General features: G+C 71.4%; 15 protein-coding genes. 9 read left to right on the top strand and 6 right to left on the bottom strand.

All coding sequences use genetic code 11. The annotated features are described in order from the left end of the window. Positions 1-29: 29 nt before the first annotated feature. Entirely contained in the window at positions 30-1166 is a 1137-nt protein-coding gene (locus ACIA8K_RS20010) for a lycopene cyclase family protein (RefSeq protein WP_396061110.1), read from the bottom strand. A 107-nt stretch (positions 1167-1273) separates the two neighbouring features. On the opposite strand from ACIA8K_RS20010, the gene ACIA8K_RS20005 reads away from it, so the two are divergent. The 6 genes from ACIA8K_RS20005 (at position 1274) to ACIA8K_RS19980 (ending at position 7644) form a co-directional block, all read left to right on the top strand. Then, positions 1274-1636: a DUF1304 domain-containing protein gene (locus ACIA8K_RS20005; protein WP_396061107.1), complete on the top strand. Its 363-nt coding sequence runs from the start codon at positions 1274-1276 to the stop codon at positions 1634-1636. Positions 1637-1640: 4 nt separating this feature from the next. Further along, complete coding sequence (locus ACIA8K_RS20000; protein WP_396061104.1) at positions 1641-2081, top strand: helix-turn-helix domain-containing protein; 441 nt, start codon at positions 1641-1643, stop codon at positions 2079-2081. Next, positions 2078-2488, top strand: a complete 411-nt coding sequence (locus ACIA8K_RS19995; RefSeq protein WP_396061101.1) for a VOC family protein — start codon at positions 2078-2080, stop codon at positions 2486-2488. The genes ACIA8K_RS20000 and ACIA8K_RS19995 overlap by 4 nt, the downstream gene beginning before the upstream one ends. A gap of 526 nt (positions 2489-3014) precedes the next feature. Beyond that, on the top strand, positions 3015-4469 hold the full coding sequence (locus ACIA8K_RS19990) for an FAD-linked oxidase C-terminal domain-containing protein (protein WP_396061098.1): 1455 nt from the start codon (positions 3015-3017) through the stop codon (positions 4467-4469). 223 nt (positions 4470-4692) lie between these two features. Continuing rightward, a complete protein-coding gene (locus ACIA8K_RS19985; RefSeq protein ID WP_396061095.1) occupies positions 4693-6150 on the top strand; it encodes an FAD-binding oxidoreductase in 1458 nt (485 codons plus the stop codon). An 81-nt stretch (positions 6151-6231) separates the two neighbouring features. Then, on the top strand, positions 6232-7644 hold the full coding sequence (locus ACIA8K_RS19980; protein WP_396061092.1) for a (Fe-S)-binding protein: 1413 nt from the start codon (positions 6232-6234) through the stop codon (positions 7642-7644). Positions 7645-7783: 139 nt separating this feature from the next. On the opposite strand, the gene ACIA8K_RS19975 is transcribed toward ACIA8K_RS19980, so the two are convergent. Beyond that, on the bottom strand, positions 7784-8533 hold the full coding sequence (locus ACIA8K_RS19975; RefSeq protein WP_396061090.1) for a TetR/AcrR family transcriptional regulator C-terminal domain-containing protein: 750 nt from the start codon (positions 8531-8533) through the stop codon (positions 7784-7786). A 52-nt stretch (positions 8534-8585) separates the two neighbouring features. Here ACIA8K_RS19975 and ACIA8K_RS19970 point away from each other — a divergent pair, with 52 nt between their 5' ends. Continuing rightward, positions 8586-10874, top strand: a complete 2289-nt coding sequence (locus ACIA8K_RS19970) for an ATP-binding cassette domain-containing protein (protein ID WP_396061088.1) — start codon at positions 8586-8588, stop codon at positions 10872-10874. Here ACIA8K_RS19970 and ACIA8K_RS19965 read toward each other — a convergent pair. Beyond that, positions 10837-11796: a helix-turn-helix transcriptional regulator gene (locus ACIA8K_RS19965; RefSeq protein WP_396061085.1), complete on the bottom strand. Its 960-nt coding sequence runs from the start codon at positions 11794-11796 to the stop codon at positions 10837-10839. The two genes, ACIA8K_RS19970 and ACIA8K_RS19965, sit on opposite strands and share 38 nt — an antisense overlap. Positions 11797-11988: 192 nt before the next feature. On the opposite strand from ACIA8K_RS19965, the gene ACIA8K_RS19960 reads away from it, so the two are divergent. Both ACIA8K_RS19960 and ACIA8K_RS19955 read left to right on the top strand, forming a co-directional pair. Continuing rightward, a complete protein-coding gene (locus tag ACIA8K_RS19960; RefSeq protein WP_396061083.1) occupies positions 11989-12174 on the top strand; it encodes a Flp family type IVb pilin in 186 nt (61 codons plus the stop codon). 171 nt (positions 12175-12345) lie between these two features. Beyond that, on the top strand, positions 12346-12900 hold the full coding sequence (locus ACIA8K_RS19955) for a dihydrofolate reductase family protein (RefSeq protein WP_396061081.1): 555 nt from the start codon (positions 12346-12348) through the stop codon (positions 12898-12900). A gap of 15 nt (positions 12901-12915) precedes the next feature. Here the strand turns inward: ACIA8K_RS19955 and ACIA8K_RS19950 are convergent, their stop codons facing one another. The 3 genes from ACIA8K_RS19950 to ACIA8K_RS19940 all read right to left on the bottom strand — a co-directional run bounded on the left by ACIA8K_RS19950 (position 12916) and on the right by ACIA8K_RS19940 (position 15388). Further along, complete coding sequence (locus ACIA8K_RS19950) at positions 12916-14079, bottom strand: acyl-CoA dehydrogenase family protein (RefSeq protein WP_396061078.1); 1164 nt, start codon at positions 14077-14079, stop codon at positions 12916-12918. Between the two features lie 4 nt (positions 14080-14083). Beyond that, complete coding sequence (locus tag ACIA8K_RS19945) at positions 14084-14449, bottom strand: DUF427 domain-containing protein (RefSeq protein WP_396061076.1); 366 nt, start codon at positions 14447-14449, stop codon at positions 14084-14086. Between the two features lie 177 nt (positions 14450-14626). Further along, positions 14627-15388, bottom strand: coding sequence for an alpha/beta fold hydrolase (locus tag ACIA8K_RS19940; RefSeq protein WP_396061073.1), 762 nt, complete (start codon positions 15386-15388; stop codon positions 14627-14629). Positions 15389-15431: the final 43 nt, after the last annotated feature.

Genomic DNA, 15431 nt, shown 5'->3' with positions numbered 1-15431 from the left:
GACGCTTCGCATGTGCCGATCGTCGCCCTTCAGGAGGTCAGCCGGCCGGCCGCGTCGCCGGCGGCCGCGCGCATCATCGGCAGCAGCGGGCTGGACGCCATCAGCGCCAGGTCCTCGCGCACGGTCGTGTTCCCGTCCAGGAAACGAAGCACGCGCTCGGCCGGGTTTCGCGCGAAGAGCCCGTCGAAGAACGCCACGCCGCCGACCAGGCCCCGGTCAAGCGCGCGCAGCTGAACCGCGTCCATCCACAGGTGCCGGGCCGGGTACGCCGGTTCCGGCACCGGTGGGCGGCCCGCCTCGACCGCGCGCGCGATCTGGCCGGCCTGGCGGGCCATCGCGGAGAACGTATACCCGGTCGACGGGCGGGTTGCGCCGCCGGCCGTGCCGATTCGCACCACGCGGGGCGACGGGCGGGGCGTGAACGGGCCGTCAGTCATCGGGATCACGCCGTCCTCAATCTCGCGGATCCGCAGCGAACCCAGTCCGAGCAGCGCCAGATAGCCCTCCAGCGCGCGATCATAGGCCTCGCCGGAGATCACCGCGGGCGAGAACTCGGTGTACTCCACGAGCGCGAACCTGTCACTCACCGGCAGCACGTAGCCGAACGAGACGCCCCGGGCCGGCTGCGGCGTCCGGAAGTCCATCAGCACCGCGCGGCCCGGGTCGAAGACCGGGCGGTCGGACTCCAGCCACCAGCCCCTGAAGTGCTGAAGCCAGCTGGTACGACCCGGGCGCCGGGGCGGGCGCGGCCGGGAATCGAGCGCCCAGTCCGCGCGCACAAGCGGCGTACCCCCGGCGTCCTTGATCGTGACCTTGGAGCCGTCGTCGTCGAACTCGCCCGCCGGTGCGGTGATCCGGATCGCGCCGGTGGCGGCGGCCAGGTCGTAGAGCGGGGCGGAGCGGAGCATGGCGTAGCGCATCGGGGCCAGCGGGAGCGTGCGGCGGCCGGTGGCGGTGACCACGTCGACGGCGTCCCAGCTCGCGCTGAGCAGTGGGTCCAGGAAGGTGCCGGGCTCGCCCCAGAACGCCCAGGTACGGTCCTGGCCGCGCTTGAGCACCGGATCGACGACTGCCACCCGCAGGCCGGAGGACGGGCCGAGCGCGGCCAGGACCAGGGAAGCGGCGCCGCCACCGCCCACAAGTACGAGATCGACGTCGACGGTCACCGAGTCCCGTCCAAGGGCAGGCCGGCGGCGGGCGGGGTCAGCAGCGTACGGATGGCTTCGAGCACAGCGCTCATTCTGCCCGGGGTCACTCCGCGTAGAGTCTCGGCGTGACAATCGCAGCAAACCTCGTCGTCGGCCTCGTGATCGCCATCCACCTCTACATCGTGGTGCTGGAGATGGCCCTCTGGACCCGGCCGCGTGGCATGGCCGCATTCGGCACCACGCCGGAGTACGCGCAGTCGACAAAGACACTCGCCGCGAACCAGGGCCTCTACAACGGTTTCCTGGCCGCCGGGCTGATCTGGGCGCTGCTCACGGACGGCACCACGGCGTACCAGGCGAAGATCTTCTTCCTTGCCTGCGTGCTCGTCGCCGGCCTCTACGGCGCCGCCACCGTCAGCCGCCGCATCCTTTTCGTCCAGGCGGTCCCGGCCGCGCTCGGCCTCGCCCTCGTCCTGATCGCGGGCTGACCGCATGGTGGCGACCGGGCTGCTGGCGCACCTGCGCCGCGCCCGGGACCACATCGACCGGCACTCCGCCGACCCGCTCGACCTCGACGCGCTCGCCCGGGTCGCGCGCGTCTCCAAATACCACTTCGTGCGCAGCTTCCACGACGTCTACGGCCAGACCCCCATCAGGTACGTGACCCGCCGCCGCATCGCCCGCGCCCAGGACCTGCTCCGCGCCGCGAACCTGACAGTCACCGAGGTCTGCATGGCCGTCGGCTTCACAAGCCTCGGCTCGTTCTCCTCCCGCTTCTCCGCGCTCGTCGGCGAAAACCCGGCCGCCTACCAGCGCAGATGGGCGGTGCGCGGCGCCCCGCACGTACCCGGCTGCTACCTCTTCATGGCCGGCGTATTGCCGCAATCTGGGAGAAGCGGTTCCCCGTCACCCACCGCTACCGTCACTCCATGATTACGAACATCTCCCTGGTCACGGTCTACTGCCTCGACCAGGACGCGACCCGCGACTTCTACGTCAAGCACCTCGGCTTCAAGCCCGGCGTCGACGTACCGATGGGCCCCGGCTTCCGCTGGGTCACCCTCATCCACCCCAACCAGCCCGAACTCGAAGTCACCCTGATGACCCCCGGCCCACCCCTCGACGACGACGCGGCCACCTTCGTCCGCCGCCAGCTCGAGGCCGGCAAGATGGGCGGCCTCGGCCTCCGCGTCGACGACTGCAAGGCCACCTTCACCGAACTCAGCGCCGCCGGCATCACCTTCCTCCAGGAACCGTCCGACCGCCCCTACGGGGTCGAGGCCGTCATGCGCGACAACACCGGCAACTGGCTCGTTCTCGTCGAACCGAAGAACTCTTAGCTCACATCCGGCTCCCGCGCAGGTACAGTCCGCGGGCGCCGGAGCCTCCGAGAGCCGATCTTCCGCTCACGCCGGGGTGCGGCTCGGATCGGACCGACGCCTGGAACCGCGTCAGCGGGAGCTGGTAGGCGCGGCTGCTGTGTGGGGACTCAAGGACGGGCACCGAAGCCGGAGTGGCGCGTCAATGCAGCTAGTTGCGGCGCTCACGGTTGTGGGGGCCAGTGCGGCTGGTTGCGGCGCTCACGGTTATCGGGGCCAGTGCGGCTCGGGCGCTGCGCGCCCGAAATTTCCGCATATTTCTGCCTGCGGTGGGGACTGCTGGTCGTGCGCTCAATATTCAGGAAATGGCGTCCATCGCTTGAGATGCAAGATCCTTGCGGCTCTGAGGGCCCTTATTCGAGCCTTGAAAGGGCCTCCAGAGCCGCAAGGATCTTCAGCTATCAACGCGGACCCAGCCCGACCACTGGGCGCATCCACTGTTCTCGATTAGGCGCCATGGTCGCAATGACCGGGTAACGTGACGGGCATGGATGCGCTCGCGGCGTTGACCAGCGAGGTCCGCGCGCTGCTGCCGGAGCGCGCGGTCATCACGGACCGGGCGCGGTTGCGGACGTACGAGTGCGACGGCCTCGCCCACCACCGGGTCGTGCCCGGCCTGGCGGTGCTGCCGGAGACCGCCGGCCAGGTCGCCGCGGTGGTGGCCTCGTGTGCGCGGCACGGTGTCCCGTTCGTCGCGCGCGGTTCCGGGACCGGGCTGTCCGGTGGCGCGCTCCCCCACGCGGACGGCGTGCTGATCGTGACGTCCCGGCTGCGCCGGATTCTGGGAGTACGCCCGGAGGACGAGCGGGCCGTGGTCGAGCCCGGCGTGATCAACCTGGACGTGACGCGCGCCGCCGCGCCGTACGGTTTCCACTACGCGCCGGACCCGTCGAGTCGTCAGGTGTGCTCGATCGGCGGCAACCTCGCGGAGAACTCCGGCGGTGCGCACTGCCTCAAGTATGGGTTCACCGCCTGCCACGTGCTCGCCGCCGACCTGGTCACGCCGTCCGGTGAGCTGGTCGTGCTCGGCACGTCCGCCCCCGACGCCCCCGGTTACGACCTGCTCGGCACCGTGGTCGGCGCGGAGGGCACGCTCGGTGTGGTCACCTCCGTGACAGTCCGGCTGACCCGCGACCCAGAGTCGGTGAGCACGCTGCTGGTGGCGTTTCCCGGCACCGACGACGCGGGCGCCGCCACCTCCGCGATCATCGCGGCCGGGATCGTACCCGCCGCCGTGGAGATGATGGACGCGCTCGCCATCGAGGCCGCCGAAGCCGCTGTGGCCTGCGGATATCCGGCCGGTGCGGGCGCGGTGCTTATCGTCGAGCTGGACGGCCCGGTCGCGGACGTGGCCGCGGAGCTGGCCGTGGTGACCCGGCTGTGCACGGCCGCGGGCGGATTCGCGCTGCGGGTGGCGGAGGACGACGACGCACGTGAGCTGATCTGGAAGGGCCGCCGGTCCGCGTTCGCCGCGGTCGGCCGGATCAGCCCGGACTACATCGTGCAGGACGGCGTGATCCCGCGTACCGCGCTTCCGGAGGTGCTGGGCGCGATCTCGGCTCTTTCCGCGGACTCCGGCGTCCGCGTGGCGAACGTGTTCCACGCCGGCGACGGCAACCTGCACCCGCTCGTGCTCTTCGACGCCGCGGTCCCCGGCCAGGAGGAGCGGGCGGAGGAGGTGAGCGGCGCGATCCTGGACCTGTGCGTCACGCACGGCGGCTCGATCACCGGCGAGCACGGCGTCGGCGTGGACAAGGCCCGCTACCTCCCCCGCATGTTCACCGACGCGGACCTGGACACGATGCAGCTGGTCCGCTGCGCCTTCGACCCGTCCGGCATCGCCAACCCCGGCAAGATTTTCCCTACGCCACGCCTGTGCGGCGAGGTTCCACGGAAGCGGCATGCGGGCGAGGCGACGCCGGTCGCGGGCGAGGTGTTCTGATGCCGCCCGGCCGGGAGGAGCGCCGATGACGATGGGTGGGGATGCGCTCGGCGCGCTCAGGGGCGTCTGCGTAGAGGTTCACGCTGTCAACGATGGAGCTGAGACGCCCGCGGACACGGCAGCCCGAACGCCGGCGGGCACGGCAGCCGACACGCCTACGGGCACGGCAGCCGGAACGCTGGCGGGCGCGACGACAGGAACGCCCGCGGACAGGGCGAACGGAATGCCGGCGAACGCGGCGAACGGCGGATGGGCCGATGCCACCGGCCGCGCGCCGGTAGGAGCACCTGTCGTCGCCGGGGTACCCGCGGCGCTTGTCGCCCGGCCGGCCGACGCGGCGCAGGTCGCGGACGTACTCCGGGTCGCGGCCGCGTACCACCTCGCCGTGGTCGCCCGTGGCGGCGGCACCCGCCTGGACTGGGGAACGCCACCGTCGCGGCTGGATCTGATCCTCGACCTGTCCGGGCTGGACCGGATCATCGATCACGCGGCCGGTGATCTCGTGCTTGTCGCGGAGGCCGGTGCCCGCCTGGCCGACGTGCAGCGCCACCTCGCGGTCGCCGGTCAGCGCCTGGCCGTGGACGCGCCGACCCCGGGCGCGACGCTCGGCGGCACGGTGGCGACCGGCCACTCCGGGCCGTCCCGGCTCCTCGCCGGACCGATCAAAGACCAGATCATCGGCATCTCGGTGGTACGGCCCGACGGAACACCAGCGATCTCCGGCGGGCGCGTCGTCAAGAACGTGGCGGGGTACGACCTGGGCCGCCTGATGTGCGGCTCCTACGGCACGCTCGCGGTCTTCACCCGCCTGATCTTCCGCCTGCGCCCGCTCCCCGCCGCGCGGGCGTTCATCACCGCCCCGATCCTCGGCCCGTCGCTGGTCACCCCGTTGATCGAGGCGATCGCCGGCGCCCAGCTCGCCCCCTCCGCAATCGAACTCGACCTCCCCGCCCCACCCCGCGATCCTGACCTCAGGCGCGACGCGGCTGGTCCGGCAGGCAGCGACCGCATCCACAGATCAGGCGACGGCTCAGGTCCGGCGACCAGCGGTGGCTTCTCCTCGGTGCCCGGTGACGGCTCCGACCAGCCCGGCGCTCGTTCGGCAGCACGCGGCGAGACCGGCAAAACCCGCGAGGCCCGCGAGACCCGCGAGGCCGGCGGCAACTGCAGCATTTCTGGCGTGGGCGCTGTCGTGGTGCTTGTGGAGGGCCCGGCGGCCGGGGTCGCCGGGCGTGCTGCGGCCGTCCGGGAGCTGCTGCAGAAGGCGGGCGCGGAAGAGGTACACGTGCGGGCGGAAGCGCCGGCGTGGTGGGCTGCGCTCCCGGCGACCGGGAGCGGCGAGACGCTGCTACGCCTGACGTTCGTCCGCTCCGGGCTGCTCGACGTGGTGTCCGCCGCCCGCGACGAGGGTGCCGCACTGCGCGGCGCGGCCGCGGCCGGAGTCCTCACCGCGGTGCTCCCGCACGCCTCTCCGGAGCGGGTCGCCGTCGCGCTGGCCAGGTTGCGCGTCGTCTGCGCCAGGCACGGAGGCGCCGCAATCGTGCTTGACGCGCCGCCAGCGGTCCGGGCCACGGTCGACATGTGGGGCCCGGTCCCGGCGCTGGACCTGATGCGGCGGGTCAAGGACCAGTTCGACCCGGACCGCCGGCTCTCCCCCGGCCGGTTCGTCGGCGGGCTGTGACACGGCGGGCTGTGACACGGCGGGCTGTGACCAGGCGGGCTGTGACACGACGGGCGATGCGACGCTAGGAGGGTTGTGCGGATGAGCGGGACGCGGCGGCCGGATCCGACGCTGGTCGGGGACTGTGTGCACTGCGGGTTCTGCCTGCCGGCGTGCCCGACGTACAGCCTGTGGGGCGAGGAGATGGACTCCCCGCGCGGCCGGATCCACCTGATCGGCCAGGCGATCGGCGGCGCACCTGTCGACGACGTGCTGGCCGGGCATCTGGACGCCTGTCTGGGCTGTCTGGCGTGCATGCCGGCGTGCCCGTCCGGCGTGCGCTACGACCTGCTGATCGGCGCGGCCCGGGCGCAGGTGGAGGAGGAGCATCGGCGGCCGTTCCGGGAGCGCCTGCTCCGGGCCATGATCTTCGCGGTCTTTCCGCGTCCCGGGCGGCTCCGGCTGCTGCGCGGGCCGCTCCATCTCTACCGCCGGATGGGCGTCGGCCGCGTCCTGGAGCGGATCGCCCCGCGGCTTGCACTCCTGGCCCGCCTGGCACCCGAGCCACAGCACCACCCCCAAGACCGGTGGCAGAGCCGCTCCGAAGACCGGTGGCAGAGCCGCTCCGGGGATCGGGGGCAGAGCCGAACAGGCGATCAGCAGCAAAGCCGCGCCCCGCACCTCTCCGCCGGCTCCCACGACCGCGGTTCACAGCCCGAGCACCACGTCGCTCCCCCGCCACCGGCCCGCGATCAGCCTGGTCGGCGGCGCCGCGAGCGGGTCGCCACGCGCACACCGGCGACCGGTGTGTCGAGGGCGCGCGTCGGGATGCTGACCGGCTGCGTACAGCGGGAGTTCTTTCCTGAGGTGAACGCCGCGACGGTGCGCGTGCTGGCCGCCGAGGGCGTCGAGGTGATCGTGCCGAAGGGACAGGGCTGCTGTGGTGCGCTGTCCTGGCATTCAGGGCGCGACCGCGAGGCGAGGCGATTCGCACTGGACGTCGTGAAGGCGTTCCGTGAGGTCGACGTGGTGGTGGCGAACGCGGCCGGGTGCGGGTCCGCACTCAAGGAGTACGCGGAGATCCTCGGCGAGGAGCCGCCGTTCCGGGTCGTCGACATCGCCGAGCTGCTGCACGAGCTGGGCCCGGTGGCCGAGCGCCACCCGCTTCCGCTCACAGTGGCCTACCACGACGCCTGTCACCTCGCGAACGCCCAGGGCATCCGGTCCGCGCCGCGCGCGCTGCTGGGGCAGATTCCCGCGCTGACGGTCAGGGAGATCAACGACGGCGGTCTGTGCTGCGGCAGCGCGGGCATCTACAACGTCCTCCACCCCGAGCCGGCCGCCGAGCTTGGCGACCGCAAGGCCGACGCGATCGCCGCCACCGGCGCGGATTTCCTGGTCACCGCCAACCCCGGCTGTCTCCTCCAGATCGCGGACGCGTTCCGCCGCCGTGGCGGTACTCCCCCACAGCTCGCCCACACGGTCGAGATCCTGGACCGCTCGATCAACGGCTGACCTGTCACGCACCGCACCGGGCCGGCCCGCCTCCGGGTGTTGATCGTGCGACCACGGACCTGGCAGGGAGGAGCGCCAGCGACGACCGGTGTCGCCGGGAGGCCTCGGGTGGTGATGCGCGATCAACTCGGCAGATGATCTATGGCTTTCGGTCGATGAGGCGGGTGATGCCGTCGATGATGCGGTCGAGGCCGAAGGACAGGGCGTGGGCCGGGTCGAGCATGGCGTTGTGCTGCTGGCCGGCGGCGGTGCCGACGCGGCCGCCGAGGGGGAACTGGCTGCCGCCCATCACGCGCTCGAGGACGGGGCCGGTGTTCTGCCACCATTCGGCGTCGGAGAGGCCGGTCTGGTCGTGGGCGCGGCGCAGGGATTGGCGGGTACGCCAGACGCCCTCGACGTAGACCAGGAGCATGGTGAGGGTGGAGTCCATCTCGACGTCGGTGAGGCCGATGCCGTCGAGGGGGGCGAGTTCGAGTTCGTATTTGCGCATCACGTTCGGCCCGAGTTCGCCGCGGCCGTCGACGGCGGACGGCAGCCAGGGGTGGCGTTCGTAGAGCGCCCAGTTCTCGTGGGCGATCGCGCGCAGGCCGTCCCGCCAGTCGTCGTGGGAGCCGGGGCGGGTGGCGGGGTACAGCTCGCCGAGCACGGTGTCTGCCATCAGTGCGGTCAGTTCGGTCTTGCCGGGGACGTGTGTGTAGAGCGACATGGTGCCGACGCCGAGGTGTTCGGCGACGCGGCGCATGACCGCGGCTTCCAGGCCTTCCGCGTCGGCGATCTCGATTGCGGCGGCGACGATCGTGCGCACGCTGAGGCCGCTGCGGCCGGCGTTCCCGTGTGCGCCCCAGAGCAGCGCGAGCGTGCGGGCGGGGTCCAGGGCGCGGCTCTTCACGATGCCATCGTAGCGGACCGTACTATGTACGGTACATGGTACGATCCGACGCGTGACCACAGCTGATTACGGAAACATCGAGGTCCGCGGCGCGCGGGAGAACAATCTGCGGGACGTGTCGGTCGACATCCCGAAGCGGCGGATCACCGTCTTCACAGGTGTCTCCGGGTCGGGCAAGTCGTCGCTGGTGTTCGACACGATCGCGGCCGAGTCGCAGCGGCTGATCAACGAGACGTACCCGGCGTTCGTGCAGAACCTGATGACCGGCTACGGCCAGCCGGACGCGGACTCGCTCGGCAACCTGTCCGCCGCGATCGTGGTGGATCAGAAGAAGATGGGCGGCAACTCGCGCTCGACCGTGGGCACGGCGACGGATGCGTACACCATGGTGCGCCTGCTCTTCGCACGTCTGGGCACGCCGGCGGTGCCGCATCCGATCGCGCTGTCGTTCAACGACCCGTCCGGCATGTGCCCGGAGTGCGAGGGCCTCGGCGACGTGTCCGCGCTCAACGTTGATGAACTCGTCGACAGGGACAAGAGCCTCAACGAGGGCGCGCTGAGGCTGCCGCAGTTCGCGGTCGGCCAGTGGTTCTGGAGCATCTTCGCGCAGTCCGGCTTCTTCGACCCGGACAAGAAGCTGCGCGACTACACCGAGGACGAGTGGGACAAGCTGCTCAATCTGCCCGAGGCGAAGGTCAAGCTCCAGATGCCCGGCGGCAGTGCGATGAACTCGACCTACGAGGGGCTGCTGCCGAAGTTCCGCCGCCTGTTCCTGAGCAAGGATCTCGACTCGATGCAGCCTGCCGCGCGCGCGACAGTCGAGCGGGTGGCGACCCGGTCCGCCTGCCCCGCCTGCGAGGGCACCCGCCTCAATCCGGCCGCGCTGGCCTGCCGCATCAACGGGAGGAACATCGCGGAGTGCGCCGCGATGGAGGTCACCGACCTGGCCGAGTTCGTCCGGAAGGCGGATGACGGGACTGTCACGCCGCTTGTCACCGCGCTCGCGGACCGGCTCGGCAACCTCGGCCACATCGGCCTCGGCTACCTGAGCCTGGACCGGCGGTCGGCCACGCTCTCCGGCGGCGAGTCCCAGCGGGTGAAGATGGTCCGGCACCTGGGCTCCAGCCTGACCGACATCACCTACGTCTTCGACGAGCCGTCTACCGGCCTGCACCCGCACGACATCCACCGCCTCAACGAGCTGCTGGTCCGGCTGCGCGACAAGGGGAACACAGTGCTTGTGGTGGAGCACAAGGCCGCGGTGATCGGCATCGCGGACCACGTGATCGACATGGGGCCGGGTGCGGGCAGCGGCGGCGGCGAGATCGTCTACCAGGGCACGCTCGACGGTCTCCGCGCCTCGGACACCGCCACCGGGCGCGCCCTCTCGCACCAGGCGACGATCAAGGACAACCCCCGCGTGGGTACGGGATGGCTGCGCATCGAGGACGCGCGCACGCACAACCTGAAGGGCGTCACCGCGGAGCTGCCCACCGGCGCGCTGACAGTGGTCACCGGCGTGGCCGGGTCCGGCAAGAGTTCGCTGATCCACGGCTCGCTCCCCCGGATCGCGCCGGACGCGGTCTTCCTCGACCAGAGCGCGATCAAGGGCTCGCGGCGGTCGACGCCGGCCACGTACACCGGCGTGCTTGAGCCGTTGCGCAAGGCGTTCGCGAAGGCCAATGGCGTCAACGCGGCACTGTTCAGCGCGAACTCTGCGGGTGCCTGCCCGCGCTGCGGCGGCATCGGCCTGACCTACACGGACCTGGCGTTCATGGACCAGGTCGCCACTGTCTGCGAGGAGTGTGCCGGGAAGCGTTTCATCCCGTCGGTGCTCGAGTACCGGCTGCGCGGCAAGAACATCGCGGAGGTGCTGGCCATGCCGGTCGCAGAGGCTGTCGGTTTCGTGACCGAGAAGGCGGCGCGGCCGGTCCTGAGCGCGATGGTCGACACCGGGCTCGGCTACCTGACGCTCGGCCAGTCGCTCGACACGCTCTCCGGCGGTGAACGGCAACGGCTCCGGCTCGCGATCAAGCTGGCCGGAAGCGCAAATGCCCAGACACCTCAGGTGTACGTCCTGGACGAGCCGACCACCGGCCTGCACCTGCGCGACGTGGAGCAGCTGAACACGCTTCTCGACCGGCTGGCCGGCGCGGGCCACACGGTGATCGTGATCGAGCACCACCTGGACGTGATCTGCCGCGCCGACTGGATCGTGGACCTCGGCCCGGGCGCCGGTCACGAGGGCGGCGAGCTGGTCTTCGCCGGGCCGCCCGCGGCGCTGATGAACGAACCGCGCTCGGTCACCGGCGACTTCCTTCGACGTCACCTGGAGTGCTAGAGCGTGTGTAGCGCTGCGCGAGGCGGAGGGCCGCCTCGCGCAGTTCCGGCGGGCCGACGATCTCCAGTTCGGCGTCGAACATGCCCGTTGTCGCGGCGAGCCCGACCCACGACCAGGAGCTCAGCGTCAGCCGGCAGCGGCCGTCGCCGAGCGGCTCGACCAGGTCGGTCTTCCGCACCCAGGGCGCGACGGCCTCCGCTGGCGCGGCCAGGATGACGGTGCCGGTGCACGGCATCTCCGGCGACGCGAACCGTTGCGCGATATAGGACGACACATCGGGCGCGGGCAGCTCGCGGGGTGTGAAACGCGGCCCGTTCGGCGTGCGGGGCGTCAGGCGGTCCACCCGGAACGTACGCCAGTCCTGCCGGTCCAGGTCCCACGCGACGAGGTACCAGCGCCCGCCCCACATGACCACGTGGTGCGGCTCGCAGCGGCGCGGCGCGTCCTTGTAGTCGAAGCGAAGCACCTCGCGCGCCCGGACCGCGCCACCGACCGCGAGCAGCACCTCCGCGTCCACGCGTGGCCGGTCCGCGGCCTGGCGCACGGACGTGACCTGCAGCGCGTCCACCCGGTGCCGGAGCCGGGCCGGCATCACCTGGCGGACTGTGGCGAGCGCGCGAAGCGACGCCTCCTCGATGCCGTCGATGCTTGTCGTGGCCGTCTGCAGGGCGACCGCGACCGCGACGGCCTGTTCCGCGTCGAAGAGCAGCGGCGGCAGGTCCGCGCCGGCGCCGAGCCGGTAGCCGCCCTCCGGGCCCTTGGTGGCCTGGACCGGGTAGCCGAGTTCGCGGAGCCGGTCCACGTCGCGGCGGACGGTCCGGCCGCTCACGCCGAGCCGGTCCGCGAGCGTGCCGCCCGGCCAGTCGCGGCGGGCCTGCAGCAACGAGAGGAGTTTGAGCAGCCGTCCCGAGGTCTCCAGCATCCATCCACGATCGCACGGCTTATAGGACAGGAGCTGTCCGCTTCCGCTGACAATCTCCTCGTGCCGGGCGATGCTGCGGTCGGCGGACTAACCGGTCTGCAACCGATTCTGGGTCGGACCGGCGGGGCAGCGGCCGATGGAGGGGGTACGGCGCACGGATGCGCCGTACCCCGAATCGGAAGCAGGCCCCCCATGATCCAACACGTGCGGACCGTGATCCGCGAGCGCGTGACCTCCGACCGTGGTGCCAGCGCCGTCGAGTACGGCCTGCTGGCGGCTCTGATCGCGGTGGTGATCATCGGCGCGGTGACGCTTGTCGGAAGCAACCTGAGCGCGACCTTCAGCCACGTGGCGCCGGTCGTCTCGCCGTCGCCCTGACGTTGATGCGGAACGGCCGCGGAGTGTGCAGACTCCGCGGCCGTTCGGTTCACTGCTCGGACTCGATCGCGGCCGGCGCGCCGGCCGTAACCGGGATGCGCCCCGCGTAGGCGCCGCTGTGTGGTTCCGGCCGCTGCTGTGCACCGGGCCGCAGGCTGGGATCATTGTCGGATGAGACGGCTGACCTACTACGTGGCGACCACGATCGACGGCTTCATCTCCGGGCCGGGCGGCGAGTTCGACTTCTTCCCGATGGCGGCGGACGTGCTTGAGGCGATCAACGCGGAGTGGCCGGAGACCGTTCCCACCCAGTTCCGCACGCAGGCCGGGCTGGCCGACGTGCCGAACAAGCACTTCGACACCGTGCTGATGGGCCGCGCGACGTACCAGCTGGGTGACGCCAGCCCTTACGCGCACCTGCGGCAGATCGTCTTCTCCCGGACGCTCACCTCACCGGACCGGGCGGTGGAGATCGTCGCCGGGAACCCGGCCGAGACAGTGCGGGCGCTCAAGCAGGAGGACGGCCTCGGGATCTGGCTCTGCGGCGGCGCGGACCTGGCCGGGCAGCTGCTGCCCGAGATCGACGAACTGATCGTCAAGCGCTACCCGGTGGTGGCGGGCACGGGGAAGCCGATGTTCGGCGCCGGGTTCGCGCCGTCGCCGTTCACGCTCGTGGAGAGCCTGTCGTTCGAGTCCGGCGCGCTGGTGAGCACCTATCGGCGCTGAATGCCCTGACCGCTTTCACCGGTACGCAGCATGGCCGGTAAGCGCCTCACCGATGACAAGCGTGTGGATCTCCGAGGTGCCCTCGTAGGTGAGCACCGACTCCAGGTTGTTGGCGTGCCGCAACGGCGAGTACTCAAGCGTGATGCCGCTGCCGCCGAGGATCGTCCGGCACTCCCGGGCGATCGCCAGCGCCGCACGCACGTTGTTGAGTTTGCCGGCGCTTACCTGGTGCGGTTGCAGGCGGCCGCCGTCCTTGAGCCGGCCCAGGTGCACCGCGAGCAGCGCCGCGGTGCCGAGCGAGACGCCCATGTCCGCGATCTTCTGCTGGGTCAGCTGGAACGCGGCGATCGGCCTGCCGAACTGCACCCGCTCCGTCGCGTAGTCGAGCGCCACGGCCAGGCAGTCCCGGGCCGCGCCGACCGCGCCGAAGCAGATGCCGAACCGGGCCTCGTTCAGGCAGCTCAGCGGCGCGCGCAGGCCCTTCGCGTCGGGCAGCCGGGCACTCTCCGGGAGCCGGACGTCCTGCAGCGACAGCTCCGCGGTGATCGAGGCGCGCAGCGACAGCTTGTTCGTGATCGTGCGGGTGGTGAAGCCTGGCGTGCCGGCCGGGACCAGGAAGCCGCGGATGCCATCCTCGGTCGCGGCCCAGACCGTGGCCACGTCCGCGATGCTGCCGTTCGTGATCCACATCTTGGCGCCGTTGAGCACCCAGTCGTCCCCGTCGCGGACCGCACGGGTCCGCATGTTCGCCGGGTCGGAGCCGAAGTCCGGCTCGGTCAGGCCGAAACAGCCGATCGCCTCACCCGCGGCCATCCGGGGCAGCCACTGCTGTTTCTGCCCCTCGGAGCCGTACCTGTGGATCGAGTACATCGCCAGCGAGCCCTGCACGGAGACGAAGCTGCGCAGGCCGGAGTCGGCCGCCTCCAACTCCAGGCAGGCCAGGCCGTACGCGGTGGCGGACGTGCCCGCGCAGCCGTACCCGTCCAGGTGCATGCCGAGCAGCCCGAGGCGGCCCAGTTCCGGCGCGAGCTCGCGCGGGAACGTGCCGGCCTCGAACCACTCGGCCAGATGCGGGCGGACCCGGCCGGCGACGAATCGCGCCACGGTCTCCTGGATCTGCCGTTCCTCGTCGGTCAGCAGGCCGGCGACGTCAAGCAGCTCCAGCGGGTCCCGCATCATGCTGTCAGCCCTCTTCGATCGCGACGATCTCGACCTTGTCCGGGTAGAACGCGAGGTGGCCGGCGATCGGCGAGACCGCGTCGTACGGCTCCGGGTAGTACCAGACCGCGTCCGTGAGGTCGCCCTCGTCGGTGCGGATCGTGTAGTAGGACGCCTCACCCTTGTACGGGCAGGTGGTGTGCGTGTCCGTCGCGATGAGCACGGACTCGTCCGCGTCGGCAAGCGGAATGTAGTACACCGCCGGGTAGGACGCCTCCTTCAGCGCGAACGCCGAGGTGGTGTCCGCGATGATCTTCTCGCCGGCACGCACCACGACGCGCGCCTTGGCCGGCTCCACCGTGATCGGGTGGTCGGGTCCCGGGATCTTCACTCGGGCCTCCTTCTGCTCTTCTCACCTGCAGCCTATCCGCCCCACCCCTGATCACCGAGGAGCACAAGCCCACAGACCCACGGGGGTACGGAAGGGGGCGGGCGGGTCTTGACCGTGGGCCGCGGGGCTGGAGCCCGCGGGAGCATGCGGGTCCCTCGCTCGGCGGACGTGGGAATATCACGATATTTCTGGGTCTGATCTGACCGATTCGGCGTCGTGGACGAACGCGGTCGCCAGGGCGGCCACGCGGGTGCCCGCGGTGGTGATCACGTTGTGGGCCGCGCCCGGGATCGTGATTGCCCGGCCGCCGGAGAGGCGTGCGGCATGTGTGGTCCAGCGCTCCGGGGCGATCGGGTCGTGTTCGCCGCGCAGGATCAGGACGGGCTGGGTGAGGAGCGGGAGCCGGTCTTTCATCGGGTGGTGGACGGCGGTGCGGAGCGTGCCGAGGATGCGGCGGGTCCCGGCGGCGAACGCGCCGCCGACGACGACCGGCAGCTGCCGTGGGTCCTCGCGGCGGAAGTCCCAGATCAGCCGCAGGACGTGGCGGGTCATGCTGGGGGCGGCCGGGTCGACGGTCGGGCCGATCAGGACCAGCAGCGTGACCAGGTCCGGGCGGGTGAGCGCCAGTTCCACAGCGACCTGGCAGCCGAACGAGCCGCCGATCAGGCGGGCGCCCCGGAGACCGGCGGCGTCCATCCACTCCGCGATCACGGCGGCGTGCTCGACCGGGCCGAGGCTGCGTCGCGGTCCGACCGAGCGGCCGAATCCGGGCAGGTCAGGGGCGTAGACCGGGCCGGTGAGCGCCTCGGCGGTCGGCATCAGGTAGCGGTGCGAGACGGCCAGGCCGTGCAGCAGCACCCAGGGCGTGCCGGGCTCGTCGCGCGCCCGGATGTGCAGGCGACGCCCGGCGACGCTCCGGTACTCGCTCGTGAAAGTCACGCCCGGCCTGTGCCCGATGCGCCGATCGGCAAACCGGGACTAG

The organism is Catenuloplanes sp. NPDC051500 (assembly GCF_044454585.1).
Classification (GTDB): Bacteria; Actinomycetota; Actinomycetes; order Mycobacteriales; family Micromonosporaceae; genus Catenuloplanes.
The sequence above is the reverse complement of the archived record's forward strand: the minus strand, read 5'-3'. Positions and strand labels throughout refer to the sequence as shown.